The 19,408-nt window shown below is 61.1% G+C and carries 24 protein-coding genes and 1 pseudogene; 13 read left to right on the top strand and 12 right to left on the bottom strand.

Going from position 1 to position 19,408, the window contains the following annotated elements:
- The first annotated feature begins 36 nt into the window (after positions 1–36).
- The gene (locus A0257_21510; GenBank protein AMR29420.1) at positions 37–306 is read left to right on the top strand and encodes a hypothetical protein; all 270 of its coding nucleotides are present in this window, start codon (positions 37–39) and stop codon (positions 304–306) included.
- 14 nt (positions 307–320) lie between these two features.
- Here A0257_21510 and A0257_21505 read toward each other — a convergent pair whose 3' ends face one another.
- Entirely contained in the window at positions 321–1,259 is a 939-nt protein-coding gene (locus tag A0257_21505) for a hypothetical protein (GenBank protein ID AMR29894.1), read from the bottom strand.
- Between the two features lie 466 nt (positions 1,260–1,725).
- Between A0257_21505 and A0257_21500 the strand changes: the two genes are divergently transcribed.
- Complete coding sequence (locus A0257_21500; protein ID AMR29419.1) at positions 1,726–2,244, top strand: hypothetical protein; 519 nt, start codon at positions 1,726–1,728, stop codon at positions 2,242–2,244.
- A 73-nt stretch (positions 2,245–2,317) separates the two neighbouring features.
- Here the strand turns inward: A0257_21500 and A0257_21495 are convergent, their stop codons facing one another.
- Complete coding sequence (locus A0257_21495; GenBank protein ID AMR29418.1) at positions 2,318–2,584, bottom strand: hypothetical protein; 267 nt, start codon at positions 2,582–2,584, stop codon at positions 2,318–2,320.
- Positions 2,585–2,989: 405 nt separating this feature from the next.
- Positions 2,990–3,418 carry a transposase gene (locus A0257_21490; GenBank protein AMR29417.1) on the bottom strand — a complete coding sequence of 143 codons (429 nt, stop codon included), beginning with the start codon at positions 3,416–3,418 and terminating at the stop codon, positions 2,990–2,992.
- A 915-nt stretch (positions 3,419–4,333) separates the two neighbouring features.
- Between A0257_21490 and A0257_21485 the strand changes: the two genes are divergently transcribed.
- Positions 4,334–4,702 carry a hypothetical protein gene (locus tag A0257_21485; protein AMR29416.1) on the top strand — a complete coding sequence of 123 codons (369 nt, stop codon included), beginning with the start codon at positions 4,334–4,336 and terminating at the stop codon, positions 4,700–4,702.
- Positions 4,703–4,855: 153 nt separating this feature from the next.
- Here A0257_21485 and A0257_21480 read toward each other — a convergent pair whose 3' ends face one another.
- Entirely contained in the window at positions 4,856–5,257 is a 402-nt protein-coding gene (locus A0257_21480; GenBank protein ID AMR29415.1) for a hypothetical protein, read from the bottom strand.
- Between the two features lie 128 nt (positions 5,258–5,385).
- Complete coding sequence (locus A0257_21475; protein ID AMR29414.1) at positions 5,386–5,610, bottom strand: hypothetical protein; 225 nt, start codon at positions 5,608–5,610, stop codon at positions 5,386–5,388.
- A 283-nt stretch (positions 5,611–5,893) separates the two neighbouring features.
- Between A0257_21475 and A0257_21470 the strand changes: the two genes are divergently transcribed.
- Positions 5,894–6,196, top strand: a complete 303-nt coding sequence (locus A0257_21470) for a hypothetical protein (GenBank protein AMR29413.1) — start codon at positions 5,894–5,896, stop codon at positions 6,194–6,196.
- Here A0257_21470 and A0257_21465 read toward each other — a convergent pair.
- The gene (locus A0257_21465; GenBank protein ID AMR29412.1) at positions 6,193–6,468 is read right to left on the bottom strand and encodes a hypothetical protein; all 276 of its coding nucleotides are present in this window, start codon (positions 6,466–6,468) and stop codon (positions 6,193–6,195) included. The genes A0257_21470 and A0257_21465 overlap by 4 nt on opposite strands.
- A 100-nt stretch (positions 6,469–6,568) precedes the next feature.
- Here A0257_21465 and A0257_21460 point away from each other — a divergent pair, with 100 nt between their 5' ends.
- The 4 genes from A0257_21460 (at position 6,569) to A0257_21445 (ending at position 9,764) form a co-directional block, all read left to right on the top strand.
- Positions 6,569–7,264: a transposase gene (locus A0257_21460; GenBank protein ID AMR29411.1), complete on the top strand. Its 696-nt coding sequence runs from the start codon at positions 6,569–6,571 to the stop codon at positions 7,262–7,264.
- A 243-nt stretch (positions 7,265–7,507) separates the two neighbouring features.
- Complete coding sequence (locus tag A0257_21455; protein AMR29410.1) at positions 7,508–8,161, top strand: hypothetical protein; 654 nt, start codon at positions 7,508–7,510, stop codon at positions 8,159–8,161.
- A 242-nt stretch (positions 8,162–8,403) separates the two neighbouring features.
- A complete protein-coding gene (locus A0257_21450; GenBank protein ID AMR29409.1) occupies positions 8,404–8,961 on the top strand; it encodes a hypothetical protein in 558 nt (185 codons plus the stop codon).
- Positions 8,962–9,023: 62 nt separating this feature from the next.
- The gene (locus A0257_21445; protein AMR29408.1) at positions 9,024–9,764 is read left to right on the top strand and encodes a hypothetical protein; all 741 of its coding nucleotides are present in this window, start codon (positions 9,024–9,026) and stop codon (positions 9,762–9,764) included.
- A 119-nt stretch (positions 9,765–9,883) separates the two neighbouring features.
- Here A0257_21445 and A0257_21440 read toward each other — a convergent pair whose 3' ends face one another.
- The 3 genes from A0257_21440 to A0257_21430 form a co-directional block, all read right to left on the bottom strand.
- Positions 9,884–10,759, bottom strand: coding sequence for a hypothetical protein (locus tag A0257_21440; GenBank protein AMR29407.1), 876 nt, complete (start codon positions 10,757–10,759; stop codon positions 9,884–9,886).
- 42 nt (positions 10,760–10,801) lie between these two features.
- Complete coding sequence (locus tag A0257_21435; protein AMR29406.1) at positions 10,802–11,782, bottom strand: AraC family transcriptional regulator; 981 nt, start codon at positions 11,780–11,782, stop codon at positions 10,802–10,804.
- 86 nt (positions 11,783–11,868) lie between these two features.
- Positions 11,869–12,321: a hypothetical protein gene (locus A0257_21430; protein ID AMR29405.1), complete on the bottom strand. Its 453-nt coding sequence runs from the start codon at positions 12,319–12,321 to the stop codon at positions 11,869–11,871.
- 426 nt (positions 12,322–12,747) lie between these two features.
- Between A0257_21430 and A0257_21425 the strand changes: the two are divergent.
- Positions 12,748–13,678, top strand: a pseudogene (locus tag A0257_21425) (NmrA family protein).
- 17 nt (positions 13,679–13,695) lie between these two features.
- On the opposite strand, the gene A0257_21420 reads toward A0257_21425, so the two are convergent.
- Entirely contained in the window at positions 13,696–14,010 is a 315-nt protein-coding gene (locus A0257_21420; protein ID AMR29893.1) for a hypothetical protein, read from the bottom strand.
- Between the two features lie 236 nt (positions 14,011–14,246).
- Entirely contained in the window at positions 14,247–14,570 is a 324-nt protein-coding gene (locus A0257_21415) for a hypothetical protein (GenBank protein AMR29404.1), read from the bottom strand.
- Between the two features lie 318 nt (positions 14,571–14,888).
- Between A0257_21415 and A0257_21410 the strand changes: the two genes are divergently transcribed.
- The 4 genes from A0257_21410 to A0257_21395 all read left to right on the top strand — a co-directional run bounded on the left by A0257_21410 (position 14,889) and on the right by A0257_21395 (position 18,584).
- Positions 14,889–15,968 (top strand): hypothetical protein, encoded by a 1,080-nt coding sequence (locus tag A0257_21410; GenBank protein AMR29403.1) that lies wholly within the window; start codon positions 14,889–14,891, stop codon positions 15,966–15,968.
- Positions 15,969–16,357: 389 nt separating this feature from the next.
- Positions 16,358–16,981, top strand: a complete 624-nt coding sequence (locus tag A0257_21405; GenBank protein AMR29402.1) for a TetR family transcriptional regulator — start codon at positions 16,358–16,360, stop codon at positions 16,979–16,981.
- A 176-nt stretch (positions 16,982–17,157) separates the two neighbouring features.
- Entirely contained in the window at positions 17,158–18,111 is a 954-nt protein-coding gene (locus A0257_21400) for a ketopantoate reductase (protein ID AMR29401.1), read from the top strand.
- A gap of 56 nt (positions 18,112–18,167) precedes the next feature.
- Positions 18,168–18,584 carry a hypothetical protein gene (locus A0257_21395; GenBank protein ID AMR29400.1) on the top strand — a complete coding sequence of 139 codons (417 nt, stop codon included), beginning with the start codon at positions 18,168–18,170 and terminating at the stop codon, positions 18,582–18,584.
- A 435-nt stretch (positions 18,585–19,019) separates the two neighbouring features.
- Here A0257_21395 and A0257_21390 read toward each other — a convergent pair whose 3' ends face one another.
- Positions 19,020–19,367, bottom strand: a complete 348-nt coding sequence (locus tag A0257_21390; protein AMR29399.1) for a hypothetical protein — start codon at positions 19,365–19,367, stop codon at positions 19,020–19,022.
- Between the last annotated feature and the right edge of the window lie 41 nt (positions 19,368–19,408).

The following is a 19,408-nucleotide window of genomic DNA, read 5'->3' as shown; positions in this document are numbered from 1 at the left end:
TGCCCAACTCTCAACTCTTAATTCTTAACTCTCCCTATGCCGACCCCTACCCTCCCTAGCTACGACCAGCAGCGCTTGGCCGCCGCCCGCACCCACATGGCCAACGAGCGCACGCTGCTCACCTACGTGCGCACCAGCCTGGCGCTGCTGGCCTTCGGGCTCACGCTTTTGCAGCTGGAGCCGCGGCGCACGCGGGGGGTAGGGCTCGGGGCCATCGGCATGGGGCTGCTGGTGGGCTGGCTGCGCTACCGCCACCGCGCCCGCCAGATTGAGGAATGCCGGGTGCGCTTACCCCCCGCCAATTAGCCCAAACAGCGTGGCTATACCGTGTGCAGAATTACGTAGAGCGAGGTTGTCGAAATGACCAGCCACAGCAGCAGGCCCAGCACGTAGGGCCGGGCGCCCACCGAGCGCACCACCCTAGCCGAGAGGCCCGCGCCAATGAAAAACAGCGTAACCGTGAGGCCGATTTTGGCCAGGCTGGTCAAGAGTGGCCCGAGCGGCCGCACGGCGGGCACGAACGTGTTGAGCAGCATGGCCCCGATGAAGCCGAAGATAAAATACGGCACGGTAATTTTAACACCTTTCTGCCTGAAAATCAGGGCTGTGCCGATGGAAACCGGGATAATCCAGAGCGCCCGCGCCAGCTTCACGGTGGTGGCTACTTGCAGGGCTTGGTCGCCATACACCTTGGCCGCGCCCACCACCGACGAGGTGTCGTGGATGGCGATGGCGCACCACAGGCCAAACTGGTTCTGGGTCATGGCCAGCGCGTGGCCGATGGGCGGAAAGGCAAACAGCGCCACTGCGTTGAGCACGAACACGGTGCCCAGCGCTACCGACATTTCCTCGTCTTTGGCGCGCAGCACCGGCCCCACCGCCGCAATGGCGCTGCCCCCGCAAATGGCGGTGCCGCACGAAATCAGGTGCACCACGATGCGTCCCAGCCCCAGCCAACGCCCCACAAAATAGCCCAGCACGAGCGTGCCGCTAATGGACACCACCGTGAACAGGATGCCTTCCCGGCCGGCCTGCACGGCGGCGTGGGCATTCATGCCAAAGCCCAGCCCCACCACCGAGAGTTGCAGCAGCTTGCTGGTCAGCGCCTTGGTGCGGGCCGGAAAGGGATTACCGACCGTTTGGGCCAGCACCAGGCCCAGCGCCAGCGCCACGGGCGGCGATGCCCAAGGCGTGAGGCAATACACCAAAAACAGCCCAAACCCCGCCTGGCGCAGCGTCCAGGTGCGGCCCAGGGCCACGTGCGGCGTGTGGAAATGGCGAAAAAAACCAGTCGCTTGTTCCGGGTCGTTGGGCACGGGCGCGTTGGCTGGCTGGGTGGGGGTAGGCGGCGGCGGGAACAGGGCAGGCATAGCGGCAGGGACTAATTACCGCGTAAAGGTACGACCTTGAATATCAGTCTTTTTATCCAAAAATGTTATCCTGAATAACCTCAGGTTATAGTAGGTGATTTTATTCTTCGCGGGTAGGGCGCAAAAAGAACGTCATTCTGAGCTTGCCGAGGAATCTCGCTAGCGTCGTTCGGATAGCGTTCAATGAAGCGGGCGAGATTCCTCGGCAAGCTTGGAATGACGTTCTTTTTACATCCTACCCGCGCATCTATCCTTACCAGCCATTACCGGCTATCGATACCTCTCAGCGGGCAGCTTCCGTAGCAAGCCTATTATCTTTGGGGTTGGCTACCACCGGCCGCGTCCACTTATACATATGAAAAAACTCCTTACTATGCTGGCTGCCGTGGCGGCCCTGGCCTCGTGCCGCGAAGCCAACACCGGCGTGCAAAGCCGGCCCAATGCCACCGCGCCCAGCCCCGAAAAAGTTCTGCGCTTCGACACCACCTTCGTAAAGCCGGCCGTGGGTGCCCGCGCCTACCCCCACACCTACACCGGGAGCCTACTGGTGGGCGCGACTAAAAAAGTGCCCGTCCAAATCGACTGGACCACCACGGGGCAGGCCGGCTGCCCGCAGGTAGCCAGCGTGCGCGTGTTTCAGCTCAATGCCCTCGACCGGCGCACCCACGTATCGGTGCAGGCCCTGCGCGATGCCGTGTGCAAGCCCGGCCCGCAGCCAGCTGGCAACATAACGGGCTACACTGGCTCGGCCTACCTCAAGATTACCTGCGATGCGCGTGACATTCACCGCGTTACGTCCACCACGCTCACCCTCAACGGCCTTGGCTACCACGACACGCTGGGCGGCGATTCGGCCACGGCCAGCGTGCGGTAGTCCGGTTTGCTGCTTCACACAAAAGCCTCGGCCGCGCGTGCGGCCGAGGCTTTTGTGTGTTGTTGGCAACCAGTTAATTCAGGTAGATGCGGTGCGTCATTTCGAAGCGATGCGGCGCGAAGGCGTTGTAGTAGGGCGCGGGGCCGTCGAAGGTGAGCACGTGCACCAGCGGAATGCCTTCGAGGCGGCTTTCGACCACGCGCACGGGGTAAACTTCGCCCTCGGTGGGCCAGTCGCCACTGTGGTTGGCGGGGCGGCTGTCGGCATCGACGCAGCGCGCGTAGTCGAGGTAAGGGGCGGCCGTAGTGGCTTCGGCCAGGGTGTAGCTAGCAACTTCCATGAGGCAAAGGTATTGGAGAGCACCTGAATACGCACGAGGCCGGCAAATCGTTTGGCGCGGCGTGCGGGTGGTATGCCTGGCCTAACACGCGTCCGCGCCAGGAAGTTTGCTACCCTTCCAACGAGCGCGGGGCACTTGATAACGCCTTCCGGCCTTTCAAGCAATTCCATTTCGCAAATTTCCGCGAGCCCAAAGGCATGCCGCCCTGAGTTGCGGCAGCCTTTATTTGCCCTACCGGCTAGCTAGATGCCCGAATGCTACCCTGGACCAATTGTCCCATCATAAGCTTGGCTTTAGCCTTTGAAGAGCACTAAAAGACTATGGACTGTAAGTCCATAGGTTTAAGGGCGAATGAAATTCGGCGGTTTCGGCTAAAGCCGACTGAAAGCCAGCTACTAAAGTAGGTTATTCCAGAATGAAATTCTCGTCCCCGTTGGGCTGGTCTTTGTGATGGTTTAAATACGCCTCCAAGATGTCATCCGTGATATTTCCTACGCTCCACGCTCCGTAGCCAATACCCCAAAAATGCCCGCCCCAATACCGACGCTTGAGTTCGGGAAATTCCTGCAACAGGAGCTTGGCGCTTCGTCCTTTTAGCCGGCGCATGAGGTCACTCACACTCAAGAAAGGCGGATACGACACATGTAGATGAATATGGTCTTTGCTCACCACCCCTTTGAGAATCTGCACATCCAACGTATTACAGGTTTGCCGCAACAAGTCCCGACAACGCAGTTGCACCTCCCCCACCAAGACTTTGTAGCGGTACTTCGTGCTCCAGACCAAATGCACATCTAGCTTATGAACCGAGTGACTACCTGTGCGCTGCTTCATGCCGCAAAGCTACCCAACTGCCAAAAGGGAGTAGCAACTAAAGTCTTGCCCTAAAGGGCATAGCTTTAACTAGCGTACCTGAAAAGTAAAAAATGCGCTTACCGCTTATAAAAAGGCGCTTAGGGGCTTTGCAGACCTTTTCGCCGGGTCTAGCTAATGAATCGACCTGCTATAAAGGCAGGCGTGCATTTTCAGCGGCAGTTCCCCCACGAGCTGCCTTTGAAAGAAGAAACTGACTTGTCAGCCCGCAACGACGAACAGGCAGCTATGGGCCTCTTTCCAAACAGCTCGGACATTCTATTAACAGAAACACCGAAACCGGGTGGAGGCAACAAAAAACGGCCTCTACCCTGCGGTAGAGGCCGTTTTCGTGGGCCCACTTGGGGGCGATGTTCTGTCGGACGGTGCCGGAATATGATGCTAATTATCTCACAGTGAAATCGTAGGCCAGGTGAGCAACGAAGTAGCTAGCAGATTCCGGCACCGACTTTCCTAGAAACCGGGGGCAAGTTTAGGTTTTGCCCCCGGTCTGCCCCCGGTAAGGGCGCTACGTCCACCGCGCCGGGGGATGAGGACACAAATAGCGGCAAGCGCAATAGGGATAGGGTATCGCTTTGGTGATTCGTGACCTACGCCGTGGGCAGCTTGGTAGTATAGAAGCTAGACTTGTTCCCGAATAAGAAATCGGTCATTTTCCAAGCAGTATTTGGAGCTAGAAACGGCGGCTGCCCGAAGAACCAGCGGACACTGCCTTAGCCAAGCAAAAAGGTCTTCCCAGCTGCCTGAAGCGGCGAGAATTTTCAGCCATTTCTTATTCGGGAACAAGTCTACTGGCTAATCACCAGAGGCTGCTCGGGCGACCATCGTGATAGGCACGGGTGAGATAGTCTGGTTATCAGTACTTATGTTTGACTTATGATAACATTCCCACAACTCATTGCAGCCTCTTTTCACCTAGTCGACAATCCCGCGAAGGAACGAGCCGACGAGGAGGTTTTTCAAGGGACTGAGCGCCGCATTTCAGGGTTTGAAAGTGGCGCAGACATTCAGCTATACAGGCACGATGCGCTCGATGGCACAAAAGATTATTATGCCATGCCGCTCTACATGCTGTATAATCCTGAGCGCGACTCTTGCTTATTAGCGACAACGCCCGTTCCTTACAGAGACAAGCATTTTTTAACTGAAACTGCGGAAGCTTACACCGCAGAGCAAGCATTCCAGAAAGTCGCTGCGTTTTTCAGTGGAGTTAATAAGAAGGTTATTCCGACTGGTGTTTTTTAAGAAAGAGTGAAGCCCTCGATTGGTAAGGTCGGGGGTTTTTGCTTGTCGAAGCATTTTCACCGCTATGGCCGGTGTCATCACTATTGGCTGTCATTCCCATCAGCCTGGACTCGTTGTAGTTGGGGTCGCCACCTACCTTGTAACTGGCTTGGGCTACGTCGCCTTGGCTGAAGGCACGGGCCAGGTACCCAGCGCCACTTCCCAGGCCTCCAGTAGCCGGGGTCCGTAGCGCGCCAACGTATCGTAGCCGTACACGCTGGCCGACACATGGCCCAAGGCAATCTCCTTCAGTATTTGGTCGCCTTCGCTGCCTAGCACTAGCAGCGCAGCGCCGGTGTGGCGGGCCGTGTGGGTGGTAATGACCTGCCATAGTGGCTGCACCTGTTCAGTGCGCGTCTTACCGGAAAAGCCGACTTCGACGAACTCCCGGCTCAGTCCCACGGTCTGGCCCAGCAGTTTTAGCCGGCGGTTGCGCTCCTGCTGGGTGGGTAGGTGCAGCGGAGAGCCCGACCCAAATAAGCCAAATGGGGGGTTACTCACCATACGCTTAGGCATCTCGCAGCGCTGAACAGTTGCTACGCGACGGAAAGTTGCGTTACGCCTGTGCTGGCCGTAAAAATTATAGAATTAGCGAAAAAGCCGTACGCGAATTCTTGGGTGATATGCCACCTACTTACCTGATGTTACGCACGGAGCTGGGCAAGTGGCTGGTACATGGCCTTCAGCCCGACGGCGTAGAGCTGGGCTTTGAGGCGAAAATGACCGATGCCACACCGGAGTTTGAGTACTTCGAGTTTGGTGTAGGCTAGCACAGCGGCCAGGAAGTGATTGGCCTGCGTGGCCGGGGTTTTGGTGGGCGATTTGCCCATCGACGCATTCTGTTTGAGCGACTTGTGGTATTCTTCCACACAAAAACCTTGACTCGGTTTTCCACCGTCTCTGGTAAATCGGGGGTAGCTGTGGCTGCGTCAGGTCGGTGTCGCTGCTGACCAGATACAACACGCCCTGGCTACCGTCCTGATGTGTAAAGACTTGTCTAGTGACGAGTACCGCGTCTTGCACGGACCGTAAATAGCCGCGCAGCGGCTGCGTATCGGGGAAAGCCAGCGTCTGCACGGCCTCAAACTGGCCGGCGGCCCGCCCCGCCTCACTCAGGGCCACGGTGCGGCTGCTTTCGCGGGCAAAAATAAAGTGGTGGCCCAGGGCTCGCACCAGGCTCATGTTCTCGGCCAAGGCGTACCAGCTATCGGCCAGCAGGTAGCGATACGCCACCTGCTGCTGGGCCACGCGCAGCATCTGCTGCAGGTATTCGTTCTTGGTAAACGGGCTTTGGTAGCTGGTTTGTTGCGTCTTGGGGTGATACACGGGCACAGTTTTGCGCCCCAACTCGACAGCGATGGGCCAAGCCAACTCGCCCGCCTGATAGAGCAGACTGACAAAGTTGAGGCCCCTGACGTAGCGTTGCTGGCTGTGGTCCCAGGGCGTACAAATTAGCTCATTAGCATCGGATGCGCCTTTTCCAGCACCGAATCATCCACGATGAGCACGGCAAACTCCTCAACTGGCCGGCACGCTTCGGCCTGGCGAAGTAGGGGCTTGGCTTGCCGCCACATGTCGGCCGAGCCATGCGTGGCGCTGCGCAACCAGCGCGTGATGTGGTCGTGGCTCAAGGCCCCCTCCAGCAACTGCGACAAGCCCGTGGTCGTCGTCGGTCCCGTCGAACTCACCCAATAATCCGTGTACAGGTCCAGCGTGCAAGTCGTCATAAGCGTACTAAACGTACCGAAGCAGCTTGTGACTGCGTAACCTCAGTTAAATTAGGGGCTTAGGAAGCAAAAATTGGAAAATAGGGCTTAACTTACTGTTATGTCACCACTTAACCGCTATTATAAATGCAGTAAACTTTCGGAGATTAAGTTTCGCTATCTGCTGCGCCTGTTTGCCGTAGATTTGACCGCCTCGGATGCGGCCCGGTTGACAGGCTTGAGTGTGCGGGCGGTCAACGACGTATATCTGCTGTTGCGCCACCGGCTGCACCAGCTCTGCCCGGTACCTGCCGACCTGGGTGGGGCGCTCGAACTGGACGAATCTTACTTCGGCCCACGCCGAGTGCGCGGCAAACGAGGCCGGGGAGCCGGGGGCAAAACTATTGTATTCGGCCTATTCAAACGGGCGGGCCAGGTGTACACGGAAATCGTGCCCGACTGCTCGAAAAAGACCTTGCAGGGCATTATTCGGAGCAAAATCGACCCGGCAGCGATGGTTAATACCGACGGCTGGCGTAGCTCCGATGGGCTGGTCGATGTCGGCTTCAACCGCCACTACCGGGTCCACCACAGCCAAGATGAATTTGTCCAAGGCGCAGCCCATATCAACGGCATTGAATCGTTTTGGAGCTTTGCCAAAGGTCGCCTCCACCAGTTTGCTGGTGTGCCCAAGCATACCTTTCTGCTGCATTTGAAAGAGTGCGAATTTCGGTTTAATCATCGCTATCAGGACCTCTATAAGGTCTTGCTTAAAGAACTTCGTCAACGGCCCCTAGATGCTAAGTCTGCTTCCTAAGCCCCTAAATTAATAGACTATTTTCGGTCTGCAGGGCGAGAAGGCGGATTTTGGGAAAACGAAGGCCAATGATTGCCAACCAGCTGTAAGGCGGCGGCGGCGGGCGCGTCTGCCTCCTCACAACCCACCCCGGCGGCTTCCTCTATCCGGCGCTTCTCCGCTGGTGAGGGTTTTGGCACCGGAGCGAGCGGTCGTTTTACTTCCCTACTTTTTTTTAGTACTGGCATGAGTTCCTCCCCCACTGTGCAGCCTGCGCTGCAACCCCAACTCGACGCCGTTAAGGCACACGTCAAAAATGTGCTGCCGGCCGAAGTTATCAGCATATTCCTGGATGATGCGGCCGCGATGAGCAGCCCCGAATTTACGGCCCGCGCCCTGCGCGAAGGAGCCCCGGCCCCGCGCTTCACCCTGCCCAACGCCGCCGGCCAGCCCGTGAGCCTGGCCGAGCTGCTGGCTCACGGGCCGGTAGTGCTCACCTTTTACCGCGGCGCGTGGTGCCCCTACTGCAACATTCAGTTAAAAGCCTACCAAGGTATTTTGGCCGAAGTGCAGGCCCTAGGGGCCTCGCTGGTGGCCATCTCGCCCCAAAAACCCGACGGCTCGCTGAGCATCAAGGAAAAAAATGACTTGCAGTTTGAGGTGTTGAGCGATGCCGGCAACGGCGTGGCCCGGCAGTTTGGCCTAGTGTACACGTTGCGGCAGCTCTCCCAGGAAACATCGCAGAAGCTTGGCAACGACATTGGGGCCGCCAATGCCGATGGCACCTGGGATTTGCCCGTACCCGCCACTTACGTGCTCGACCGGGCCGGTCAAATCCGCCTGGCCTACGTGGAGGGCGACTACACGCGCCGCCTGGAGCCAGCCCGCATCCTCGAAGCCCTGCGCGAGCTGGCTTAGCGCCGCTTATTGGCGCTTATTTCAACCCATCCCGCCTGGGCCCTTGTGGCCCAGGCGGGATGGGTTTTTGTTGGAAGCTCGCTACGATGCGCGGAAACAATTTTGGTGCTCGGCTACCTTTCAGCGGGTAAGAACCGCGCTGCTAAAACTGCCCGCGCTGCTCGGAAAACACGTAACGGGCACTGGTTCAGACCAATAAAACGATGGATTGCTTTGAAGAATTGAGTAGCCGCATCCGGGCAGTGGTGGAAATAAGCGACGCGGACCTGGCGCAGATAGTCAGCCAATTTGAGTGCCGCAGCTTCGCCAAAGGGGCCGCGCTGCTGCGCGAGGGCGGCCGCTGCGATTTTTGGGGCTTCGTGCAACGTGGGCTGGTGCGCGCGTACACCCACACGGCGGCGGGCGAAGAATTTACCAACGGCTTTGCCAGCGAAGGCGCGTTTCTGACCGAAGCCGTGAGCTTCTACGCGCAAGCGCCAAGCCTGGAAAACCTGGTGGCGCTGGAAGACACCCAACTCATTTGCACCACTCTGCCGCAGCTGCAATGGCTATTTACCGATTTTCCCGCCTTTGAGAAATTCGGCCGCGTACTCTACGAAACCGTGCTCACCCAGGTAAAGCGCCGCATCCTCTACCGCCTGCATTTTGATGCCCAGACCCGCTACCTGCACCTGCTCGAAACCCAGCCCGAGCTACTGCGCCGGGTGCCGCTTAAGCATCTCGCCTCCTACCTCAGCATCACCGCCAGCACGCTCAGCCGCATCCGGCGCAAAGTCGTAGCCCCGCCGCCCGCGAGCTAATTCTTGCCTTTTGGCAAGTGCCGGCCGCCGGGAATGGCCGACCTTTGTCAAAAAAAACGACAATGGAAACTACCCACAAAATCGCCCTCATTACCGGGGCCAACCGCGGGCTGGGGCTGGAAATCGCCCGCCAGCTCGGCCAGCGCCAGCACACGGTGCTGCTGGGTGCCCGCAACGCCGCCGCCGGCCAGGCGGCGGCGGCGCAGCTGGTGAGCGAAGGCATCCAGGCCCGCTTTATTCAGCTCGACGTTACCAGCGCCGCCGACATTGCCCAGGCCGCCGCCACGCTGGCCCGCGACTACGGCCGGCTCGACGTGCTGGTAAACAACGCGGTGTTCTTCTCGCGGGAGCCGCAAAACCCCTCGCAACTGGCCCCCGAGCTGCTGCACCGCTATCTGGCCACCAACTTCGTGGCCCCCGTGGCCGTGACGCAGGCGCTGCTGCCGCTGCTGCGCCAGAGCGCAGCGGGGCGCATTGTGAATATGTCCAGCTCCATCGGCTCCTTCACCACGATGGGCGAAACCATCCACACCACGCCCCGGCTGGCAACGGCCACGCCGCTCGGCTACTCGGCTTCCAAGGTGGCGCTGAATATGTTCACCGCGCTGCTGGCCAAGGAGTTGCTACCTACCAACATCAAAGTAAACAGCGCCGACCCCGGCCGGACGCAAACTGACATGGGCGGCCCCGAGGCTCCCAACACGGTCGAATACGGGGCTAAATCGGCCGTGTGGCTGGCCTGCCTGGACGAGGATGGGCCGACGGGGGGCTTCTTCGCCTACCAGAAAGTAAACCAGTGGTAAGGGCCGGTTAGTGGGGTAGTACTCACGCCGTAGCTTTTGCCGGACGACTGACTCGAACGATGCGCTACAGCACTCCGGGACGATAAAAATGAATTAACCGCGCACGTTTAAACGACTATTTAATCCAGAAACGTAGTACCTGTCAACTGCTCGCTCAATTTCCACAACCGCTCGGCGTTGGCCGCGGTGGCAAATGCACTCTTGACGGGCTCCGGCCGCTTCTTCACGAAGTAACCGCCGCTGGTGGTAGCTACGCTCGGGTCGGTGGCCAGGAAGATGCTGGTTCTGGCCCCTTTTTCGGTTGACAGCATAAAGGGCCGCCACAGCTGCAAAAACCACTTGAACGGGCCTTGCGCTTCCGCCCCGAAATTACTGGCAATCAGGCCGGGGTGCAGCACGTTGGTGGTTACGTTGGTGATGCCGTGGGCGCGCAGGCGGCGGGCCAGCTCCTGCGTAAACATAATATTCCAGAGCTTGGTGGTGCCGTAGGCCAGCAGGGCGTTGTAGCTGCGTTCTGCCTGGAGGTCGTCGAGGTTGGGGGCGGCGGTAAGGAAGGCGGCCGTCGAAGACACGTTCACCACGCGGGCCGCCGGGCTTTGGCGGAGCAGGTCGAGGAGCAGGCTCGTGAGCAAAAAGGGACCCAGGTAGTTGGTAGCCAGCGTCAGCTCATCGCCATCAACCGACACCTGGCGCTGCGCCCCGAACATGAGGCCGGCGTTGTTGACCAGCACGTCGAGGCGGGGGTAGAGGGCGTGCAGCTCGGCCGCCACCGCGCGCACCTGCTGCTGCGACGACAAGTCGGCCAGCACCGTGTCAATCCGGGGGTTGCCGGTGGCGGCCACAAGTTTCTGGCGGGTGCGCTCGGCCTTGGCCGGGTCGCGGGCCAGCAGCACGACGTGCGCCCCGCCGCGGGCCAGCTCGCGGGCCGTAACCAGGCCGATGCCGGAAGTGGCCCCGGTAACCAGCATTATTTTTTTATCAAACGACTCAGGCATGAGGCAAAAAATTAAGGGTGAAAAAGGACGGCAGCCAAGCGGTTAGGAGCGCTTAGGGGAGTGCCCCGCCCGCCGGAAGGCGACCGGGGTAGCGCCGGTTTTGCGCTTGAAGAGCCGGCTGAAGTACTGCGGGTAGTCGAAGCCCAGTTGAAAGGCCGTTTCGTTGACCGATAGCGACGTGTTCAGCAGCAGCTGTTTCGCTTTTTCAATCAGCACCCGGTGCAGGTGCTGCTGGGCCGTTTGGCCCGTGCAGGTGCGCAGCAGGTCGCTCAGGTAAGCCGCCGAGATGCTCAGCGCGTCGGCAAAGTGCTGCACGGTGGGCAGCGGCTGGGCCGTTTCGGCGGCGAAGTGGGCGCTCAGCAGGGCCTCGAAGCGGCTGATTTGGTCAGGCTCGGCGGCGCGCCGGGTCAGAAACTGGCGGTGGTAGAAGCGGTTGGCGTAGGTGAGCAGCACGTCGAGCTGCGTCACGATAACCTCCTGGCTAAAAGCATCAATGGGCCGCTCGTACTCGCCGCGAATGCCCCGGAGCAGCCCTTCCAGCAAGTCCTCCTCCTGCGCCGACAGGTGCAGGGCCTCGTGGACCTGGTAGGTGAAAAATCCGTAGCCCGCTATTTTTTGGGCCAGCGGATATTTGCGCAGCAGGTCGGGGTGAAAGACCAGCAGCCAGCCGCTCAGCTCCGCCCGCAGGGCCGCCACGTAGGCGCTCAGGTCGGCGGGGGCCACGGCCGCCGGCGGCTCTTCCACCCAGCACCCCTGGCCGGGAGCCAGAAAGCTCATCGTTCCTTCGCTGAAATCGTAGAGCTGCCGCCCGTAGCGGAGCGAAGCATTGCGCAGGTTGCGCTTGAGCGACACGGAGTATAGGCCCTGCACCACCGGCGTGGTGGCGGCCAGCGCCGCCGGCAGGGGCAGCTGCGCCAGGTTCACCACCGTGAGCAGGGGATGCGCTGGCGCGGGCAGGCCGTAAAACCGGGTATAGTCGGTGACGGTGGTCAGCCGCTTAAAGTCGGGGGTAGGGGTACGCATCGGGCGGAAAAAGTAGGGGGTAGTGGCCAGGGGGGGGGTAGGCAAAGCAGCGGGTATGCGGGTCAACGGCCGGCCCGCGTACCCGCCTACGGCACCCGCGTCCAGGTGGTAGATTTGCCTAGCAGCGAGAAGCCGACGTAGCCGCGCACTTCCAGCTCGTTTTGGCTGACCAGCGTCAGCTTGCCCGAATATTCCCGGCCGGTGCGGCCGTCGTAGAGCTTGCCGTCGGCCCAGGTGCGGTGGCCATCGTAGGTGAAGTCGCGCATGGGCGTTGCGTTTAGTTGCGGTTGGCTCCGCTGCGTGGGGTCGGGGTTTTTCAGGTCCCGCTTGGGCTGGCCGTTGGCCTCGTTCGGCTGCTGCATCCACGCGATTTTACCGCAAAGCTTGTCGCCGCACCGGAATAAGCGCATTTTCACGTCTTTGCTTTCGGTGAGCCAAGTGCCCAGCGCGGCATCGGCCGGGGCTTGGGCCAACGACCAGAAGGGAACGGCCAGCAGCAGCGCCAGATAACTCAGGCAGCGTAGGTAGGTAGCAGGCATCAGCGACGAACGTGGGAGAACTACCGGCCCACCTGGGCCGCCCCCGGCAAAAGAGTTATTGTACGGCGCAAATGTCCGGCGACCAGACCGGGTCAGACCCACACAAAACCGTTTTCTTCTATACAAATCACGGGAGCAGTAGGCTGCCCGCTGGCCTGGAACCGGCCTACGATGGCCCCACGGAACCAGGCCGGCATTTCTACATCCTGTTGGCTCTACCCCAGACCCAACCCGGCCCACCCTGGGGCCAGGCACCTGGCAGCCTGGCTTCGGAACTGGTTACGGGGAGGTTACCACTTTCCGGGTTGGGCTATTGCCCCGCTTGGGTAGCCCCGGTTCCTTTGTGGCAATCATCGGCCCGCCGGTAGCGCCGGGCGGCCAGCCCGCGCAACGGCCGGGGGTCTTCACTTTTTTCAAGCAATACTTATGACTATTGAACAAGTAGCTGCGCCGGTCCTCGTGACCGGCGCAACGGGCAAGCAGGGCGGTGCCGTGGCGCGGGCTTTGCTGGCCTAGGGCACGCCCGTGCGGGCGCTGGTGCGCGACCTGCACGCGCCGGCCGCCGAAACCTTGCAGGCCCTCGGGGCCAGCCTGGTGCTGGGCGACCTGCGCGACCCAGCCTCGCTGCAAATAGCCTGCGCGGGCGTGCGGGGCGTGTTTTCGGTGCAGATGCCCGACCTGCAAAACATGGGCGGCGACACCGAGCGCGTGCAGGGCCGCCACCTGGTAGCGGCCGCGCAAGCGGCCCAGGTGGCGCAGTTCGTGCATTCCTCAGTGTCGGGCGCGGGCGACTACCACCGCGCCGCCCCCGGCTGGCAGCAGGGGCGCTGGGATGTTAACTATTGGGAAAGCAAAGCTTACACGGAGGAGCTGGTGCGCGCGGCGGGCTTCCCGCACTGGACTATTCTCAAGCCGTCATTCTTCATGGAAAACTTCCGCAAGCCTTCCTTTTTACTCGCCAACTGGACGGAGGACCGGCTGCTGACCCATCATTCAGCCCGACACCCGGCTGGCGCTGGTGGCGGTGCAGGACGTGGGGGCCGCCGCCGCCGCGGCCTTTGCCCATCCGGCGGCCTTCGACCACCAGGCGGTGGAGCTAGCCGGCGATTACCTGACCATGCGCGACATTGCGGCCGTGCTCTCCGCTGCCTGGGGCACCCCCCTCGCGGCCCCGGCCTACACCCCCGACGAGGCCATCGCGCAGGGAATGTTGCCGTTGTTCGTGAGCGGGCAGCAGTGGCTCAACGAAGTTGGCAGCCCCGCCCGGCCCGCCCAGGCGCAGGCCCTGGGGCTACCCACCACCAGCTTCCCGGCCTGGGCCAGGCAGTACCTGCAAGGCACGCCCGGCGCGTCGTAAGGACGGGCGCTGCTGGCCTACTCCGTCGTTAGGCCGGCCGCGGCCGTTGGGGCGTATTGCTGGTCCCAGGCCACCAGCTGGAAGAGGATGGGCAGCAGCGCCAAGCCCTTCGCCGTGAGACTGTACTCGACGTGGGGCAGCGGCTCGGACAGCAGTTCCCGCCGCTGCACAATGCCATCCTCTTCCAGCTGCCGCAACTGCTCGGCGAGCACCTTGCGCGAGATATGGGGCAGCTTCGCGTGCAATTGGCCGAAGCGCGCCTTCCGTTCGCGGATGGCATAAATAAGGTGGGGCTTCCACTTGGCCCCCACGGTGGCCATCGCCCGCGTAATGGGGCACTCGTAACCGACAGCGACTGCTTTCATCAAAGGGACTTGAAAACGGTGTGAAGTAGCGTAGGACAGCCAGCCGGCCGCCAATGTTTCCCGCCCGGCGGGGCAGTCGGCCACCAGGGCGGGAAAACAAAAGTCCTATCATAAACAGAAACGCGCTGCTTAGCATCAACTGAGCAGCGCATTCCTGTTTTTAAGCCGAAGCAGTTGCTACCCCTTGCTTAGCAAGCAGTTAGCTAGGCTGTTCTAGTGTCGTACACGTGGCAGAGGCAGCGCTGCGAAGACTCGGCCAGCTGGCCGCCTTCGGTTACCATGCGCTTGCCCCCCTCGCTGTTGATGACTCCCTGAAAGGCTTCCATGTTTTCGTACTGCGCATAGAGCGCGACGCTCTTACCATCCAGGCCCTTGTGATAAGTGGCCGAGATGAAGCCGGGGCAGCTCGAAATGAACTCGTCGGTGCAGGAAATCAGCAGGTCCACCAGCTCGTCCTGCTTGTTGGGGGCCACCGTAAACAAGCTGACCAACGTTAGGACCGGCTGCTCCTTTGAAATCGTTATCATGGCTGCGGGGGTTTGGAGTGAAATGCAAAGCTACTGGCTGAGCTGCTAGGACCTTGTAGGTAGCGCAAGGTACGTCGGCACAACTCGGAGGTGAAAGCCGCGCTAGAGCTGCTGGCCACCCGACACCTCCAGGCGCTGGACCGTAATCCAGCAGGCATTCCTGGAGCACAGGAAAGCAATCAACTGGCCCAAATTACCGGGCCAGTAAGCCAGTAATTTTGACAGCACCCGCCTTTGCCGGCCGTCGGCAATTGTACGCGCCGCTGGCGCTCCCCAAAACAGCCAGGCAAACCAAGGCTTCTCTTTTCTAGCTTATTGATGGAATCTTCCAGCTACTCTCACCAGGAGGCAACCCAATTTGACTTTCCCAACGCTTGGCGGGCCTTGCGGCAGGACGGCGGGCGGGCACTTTTTCAGTTCCAGGCCCTTGCACAGAAAGGCTGCGTTGGCAAGCCAGCCGCCCCCGGCGAAGCGGCAGCAGCGAGCCGCCAGCCCCCGGCTACGCTTAGCTTGCTGCTGGCCTTCGCTGCCATCTATCTCCTTTGGGGGTCCACGTACCTGGGCATTCATTTCGCCCTGCAAAGCCTACCCCCTCTATTGCTGGCGGGCACGCGCTACCTAGTAGCTGGGGGAATATTGTACACGTTTGCCCACCTGCGCGGCACCCCGCGGCCCACGCGGCGGGGCTGGGGAGCCGCCCTGCTCACCGGGGCCGGCATCCTGGCCGTGGGCAACGGGGGCGTTACGCTGGGGCAGCAGTACCTGCCCTCGGGCCTGACGGCGCTGCTGCTGGCGGTTATTCCGCTGCTGGTCGTGGTGCTCGGCTGGTTCGGCGGCCTCGCGCCCCGCCCCACGGCTTGGGTGGCCGGCGGGCTGGCCCTGGGGGTAGGGGGGATTTTCTTGCTGACGCGGGTAGTTGCCACCAGCCACGTGGCCCGGCCCGGCCACGCGGCCCTCGGCATCGGCTGCGTGCTGCTGGCGGCCCTGGGGTCGGCCCTCGGCGCGCTCTACGCTAGCCGCCACCGGGCGGCGGCCTCGCCCTGGCTGGCGAGTGGGATGCAAATGCTCTGCGGGGGTACCCTGCTGCTGCTAAGCAGCGGGGTGCGGGGCGAGCTGGTTAGCTTTCGACTGGCCAGCGTAACGCTCGCCTCGGGACTGGCTTTTGCCTACCTGGTCGTTTTTGGTTCGCTGCTGGCTTTCACGGCGTATGGGTGGCTGCTGCAAATGGTGAATCCGGCCCTAGCCAGTACGTATGCTTTCGTGAACCCCCTGGTAGCGATGGTGCTGGGTTGGGCCGTGCTCGGGGAGCAGCTAAGTCCGCGCCTACTAAGCAGCGCCGCCCTAATAATCGGGGCCGTGGGCCTGGTCATCTGGGATAAACTGCGGGCTAGGGGCTAGGCCCTCTGCCCGCAACGAAGACAGTTGAATATAATAATATTTCTACTTAAACTACTCCCCGGTGGAATGCGTCCAGATTTCGGTGTAGGTCGTGGGGCTAAAGCTGCTGGCCAGCGCGGCGGCCCGCTTCATGTGCGTTAGCGCTTCTTCGTTTTTCACTGCGTTTAGTAGTGCTGTCGATGGTTGTCATGCTGGGGGGTAGGGTAACATGAAAAATAAGGCTAAGCTTCGCGGGCTAGCTAATAGCGGCGGCTCAGTGGCCAGCCGATGCATAAGCTAGCTAAAAAGAAGCGCTTCGGAACCGCGGGCAGAACAGCTAGCGCGCAGAAATATGAACACCGTTCAGTATATTTGTGCCGTACTCGTACCCTTTAATACTCTCTACCCCCGTGGGCATTGCCGACCGCAAAGAGCGGGACCGAATCGAACGCCGCCGGGCCATCTTGGCGGCGGCGCAGCGCCTGTTCAGCGAGCAGGGCTTCGAGAAGGTGAGTATGCGCAATATTGCCGAGGCCATCGAGTATAGTCCCGCCACTATTTATCTCTACTTCAAGGATAAGAACGAGTTGCTGTTTACGCTGCAAAACCAGGCGTTTGAGCAGCTGGCGCAGGCTTTCGAGCCGGTTGCGGACTTTGAACACCCCGCCGAGCGGCTCCAGGCCCTGGGCCGCTGCTACTTGCAGTTCGCCTTCCAGCACCCGGAGCTGTACGAGCTGATGTTCGTGATGGCCGGCCCGATGGAAACGGTCCTCGCGTGCAGCGATACCGGGCAGTGGGCGAGCGGCCGGGCGGCCTTCGACCGGGTGGTGCAGGTAGTGCAGCAGGGCATTGATGCCGGCGTGTTTCGCCCGGCCGATGCCGAAACCGCCGCCCTTATGGTCTGGGCGCAGGTTCACGGCCTGGCTACGCTGCTGCTGAGCCGGCGCTTGCTCATCTTCGCCGAGGACCGCCGGGACGCGATTATCGAGGAGGCGCTGGTGCTTTTCAACCAAGTGCTGCATTCAGGTTTGTGACTTTTTTTTGCTCGTTTTGTGAACACTGTTCTTTTATTAACCTTTGATTACAGCCTTGATTACCAAGTATTTTTTAGTAAGGCAGTTTTGAAGTTTACCCTCGGCGGCCTGACCAGAAAGCCGTCACCCACTAAATCCTCTTTTTCTCACCCTACCCCCTGAAAAGTTTACGACCCATGAAAATTCTGATGTTTGGACGCGGCGTTATCGCCGTTCTCTATGGCTGGGCTTTGGAAAAGGCGGGCCACTCGGTGGAATTCTATGTCCGGCCGGGGCGGGCCGCCACCTATGGCCCAGCGGTGCCGCTGAAGCTGCTCGATGCCCGCGCGCAAATTCAGGGCGTGCCGGTCGAAACGCAGTGGACCACGCGCCTGCGGGAAGACCTGCCCGCCGACCACGACTACGACCTGCTCATCGTCAGCGTGCAGCACTACCGCTTCGCGGAAGTAGCGGCCTTCCTGGGATCCCGCGTCGGCAACGCTACGGTGTTGGTATTCAATAATTTGTGGACTGACCCGCAGGCCGCCGCCGCGCCCTTGCCCGCCGGCCAGGTGGCCTGGGGCTTTCCGCAGGCCGGCGGGTTTGCGGCCGGCGGGGGCATCACCGGGGCCTTGTTTGGCAAAGTGCTGTTCGGCACGTTCGGCACCGACCCCACGGCGCGGGAAGTAGCGGTGCGCGACCTGTTTCGGCAGAGCGGGTTCAACGTGGAGGAGCACCGCGACTGGCGGGGCTGGCTCTGGACCCACTTCGCCGTGAACGCCGGGCTGCACGCGCAGGGGTTCGTGGACCACTCCCCGGCGCGGGTGATACAGTCGGTGGCCCGGCTGCGGCAGGCTATTCTGCAAGTGCGCGAATTGCTGCCCGTGCTCCAGGCCCGCGGGGTGGACCTGAAGGCCCACGCGGCCGACTTCGCCATTTACCGGCTGCCGCCCTGGCTGGGTAGCCGGGCGTTTCGGCTGCTATTCCAGCTCATGCGGCCCCTGCGCGTCATGGTGGACAGCTACGCGAACAACGAGGAGGCCGCCCGCTGCTGCGCCGATGTGCTGGCCGAAGCCCGGCGGCTCGGGGTGCCCGTGCCCCGGCTGGCGGCGGCCGAACCCCTTTTCGCCCCCCTGCTGGCTCCGGGCTAGGGCGCTCCCCGACCGCGGCTTTTTTCCTACTATTCCCTTTTTTCCTACCCCCCGCCATGCCTTTGTTCCTGCTCGCTTTGCTGACGCTGCTCCGCTTTTTCCACCCGGCCGCCCCCGCGCCCGCCGAGGCCATCGTGGGCCGCTGGCGCACGGCCGATAAAATTAGCGTCGTCCAGATTGCCAGTCGGGACGGTGTTTTTAGTGGCCAGGTCGTGGGGCCGCTCACGCCGGTCCGGCTCGATGCCCGCAACCCCGACCCGGCCCAGCGCCACCGCCCGCTGCTGGGCATCACCCTGCTGCAAGGCTTCCGCTACGCCGACGGGGCCTGGACGAACGGCACTATTTACGACCCCAACAACGGCAAAACCTACGCCTGCATTCTGCGCCTGAAAGCAACCAACGCGCTGGAAGTGCGGGGCTACGTGGGCTTGTCCCTGTTCGGCCGCACCGAAACGTGGACCCGCCAGCCCTAGCGGTGCCGGCCCCCGGCACCGCCTGGCGCGGGGGGCACCTACGCGGGGGTAGGCCAAGCAGGAAACCATTGCTCAACTCCTATATGAATGCTTGTCTAAAAACCAATTTAGCAAGCAGTTAGACATAGCTTACCGGTTACAAGTATGCTCAAAAATAGAAGGAATTCCGTAAATAAATCCGTCCGGGTGGCAGTAGGCCGCATGGAAGACTCAGGGGAGCAGCCAACAACGCAAACGCCTCCTACTATCGTGCGGTAGCAGAAGGCGTTGCTAGCCTAAGGACGACCTTATATCAGGATTATTTTGTGAGTGCTCACAGGAGGTTAGGAGTTAAATAAAGGTTACCAGCGCGTACCTGGCTCGCGCCGGGGCCGCGGGGGAAGCGGGTGAGAAAATAAGGCGTGCGTAATGCGGATATCCCGCCCACCAGGTGCTTCACTTGGCCAGCGGATACTTCAGCCAAATCAGGGCCAGCGGCAGCAGCAGAAAGGGCACTTCTACCAGCGCCGTTTGAAGGTTGCCGGCCCGCAGGGCATAGGCGATGAGCAGTAGAATGGTGGCCGCGTTGAGCAGGTTGCCGGCAAAAAACGTGGCCGGGAAGAGCAGCAGCCCCGCCACCAGCAGGTTCAGCCAGCTCAGGCCCACCAAGATGGGCGGGGCAATGCCCAGCCCACCAATCATTTTTTCCGCTTCCGGGCTCACGTTGCCCGTGATACCCGCCCAGCCGTGCCGGGCAGTGAGGCCAACGGAAACCAGGAGTAACAGGCCGCTAATGATTTTCATGTTATTGAGTAGTTGAGGGTTATAACTTGCGTCCGGGCCAC

The organism is Hymenobacter psoromatis, assembly GCA_001596155.1.
Classification (GTDB): domain Bacteria; phylum Bacteroidota; class Bacteroidia; order Cytophagales; family Hymenobacteraceae; genus Hymenobacter.
This window is presented reverse-complemented; position numbering and strand designations above follow the sequence as displayed.

Excerpts from the sequence above, each read along its gene's own strand:
- A0257_21510 (AMR29420.1), top strand. The coding sequence starts at position 37 with ATGCCGACCCCTACCCTCCCTAGCTACGACCAGCAGCGCTTGGCCGCC.
- A0257_21500 (AMR29419.1), top strand. The coding sequence starts at position 1,726 with ATGAAAAAACTCCTTACTATGCTGGCTGCCGTGGCGGCCCTGGCCTCG.
- A0257_21495 (AMR29418.1), bottom strand. The coding sequence starts at position 2,584 with ATGGAAGTTGCTAGCTACACCCTGGCCGAAGCCACTACGGCCGCCCCT.
- A0257_21490 (AMR29417.1), bottom strand. The coding sequence starts at position 3,418 with ATGAAGCAGCGCACAGGTAGTCACTCGGTTCATAAGCTAGATGTGCAT.
- A0257_21485 (AMR29416.1), top strand. The coding sequence starts at position 4,334 with ATGATAACATTCCCACAACTCATTGCAGCCTCTTTTCACCTAGTCGAC.
- A0257_21480 (AMR29415.1), bottom strand. The coding sequence starts at position 5,257 with ATGCCTAAGCGTATGGTGAGTAACCCCCCATTTGGCTTATTTGGGTCG.
- A0257_21465 (AMR29412.1), bottom strand. The coding sequence starts at position 6,468 with ATGACGACTTGCACGCTGGACCTGTACACGGATTATTGGGTGAGTTCG.
- A0257_21460 (AMR29411.1), top strand. The coding sequence starts at position 6,569 with ATGTCACCACTTAACCGCTATTATAAATGCAGTAAACTTTCGGAGATT.
- A0257_21445 (AMR29408.1), top strand. The coding sequence starts at position 9,024 with ATGGAAACTACCCACAAAATCGCCCTCATTACCGGGGCCAACCGCGGG.
- A0257_21440 (AMR29407.1), bottom strand. The coding sequence starts at position 10,759 with ATGCCTGAGTCGTTTGATAAAAAAATAATGCTGGTTACCGGGGCCACT.
- A0257_21435 (AMR29406.1), bottom strand. The coding sequence starts at position 11,782 with ATGCGTACCCCTACCCCCGACTTTAAGCGGCTGACCACCGTCACCGAC.
- A0257_21430 (AMR29405.1), bottom strand. The coding sequence starts at position 12,321 with ATGCCTGCTACCTACCTACGCTGCCTGAGTTATCTGGCGCTGCTGCTG.
- A0257_21415 (AMR29404.1), bottom strand. The coding sequence starts at position 14,570 with ATGATAACGATTTCAAAGGAGCAGCCGGTCCTAACGTTGGTCAGCTTG.
- A0257_21410 (AMR29403.1), top strand. The coding sequence starts at position 14,889 with ATGGAATCTTCCAGCTACTCTCACCAGGAGGCAACCCAATTTGACTTT.
- A0257_21400 (AMR29401.1), top strand. The coding sequence starts at position 17,158 with ATGAAAATTCTGATGTTTGGACGCGGCGTTATCGCCGTTCTCTATGGC.
- A0257_21395 (AMR29400.1), top strand. The coding sequence starts at position 18,168 with ATGCCTTTGTTCCTGCTCGCTTTGCTGACGCTGCTCCGCTTTTTCCAC.
- A0257_21390 (AMR29399.1), bottom strand. The coding sequence starts at position 19,367 with ATGAAAATCATTAGCGGCCTGTTACTCCTGGTTTCCGTTGGCCTCACT.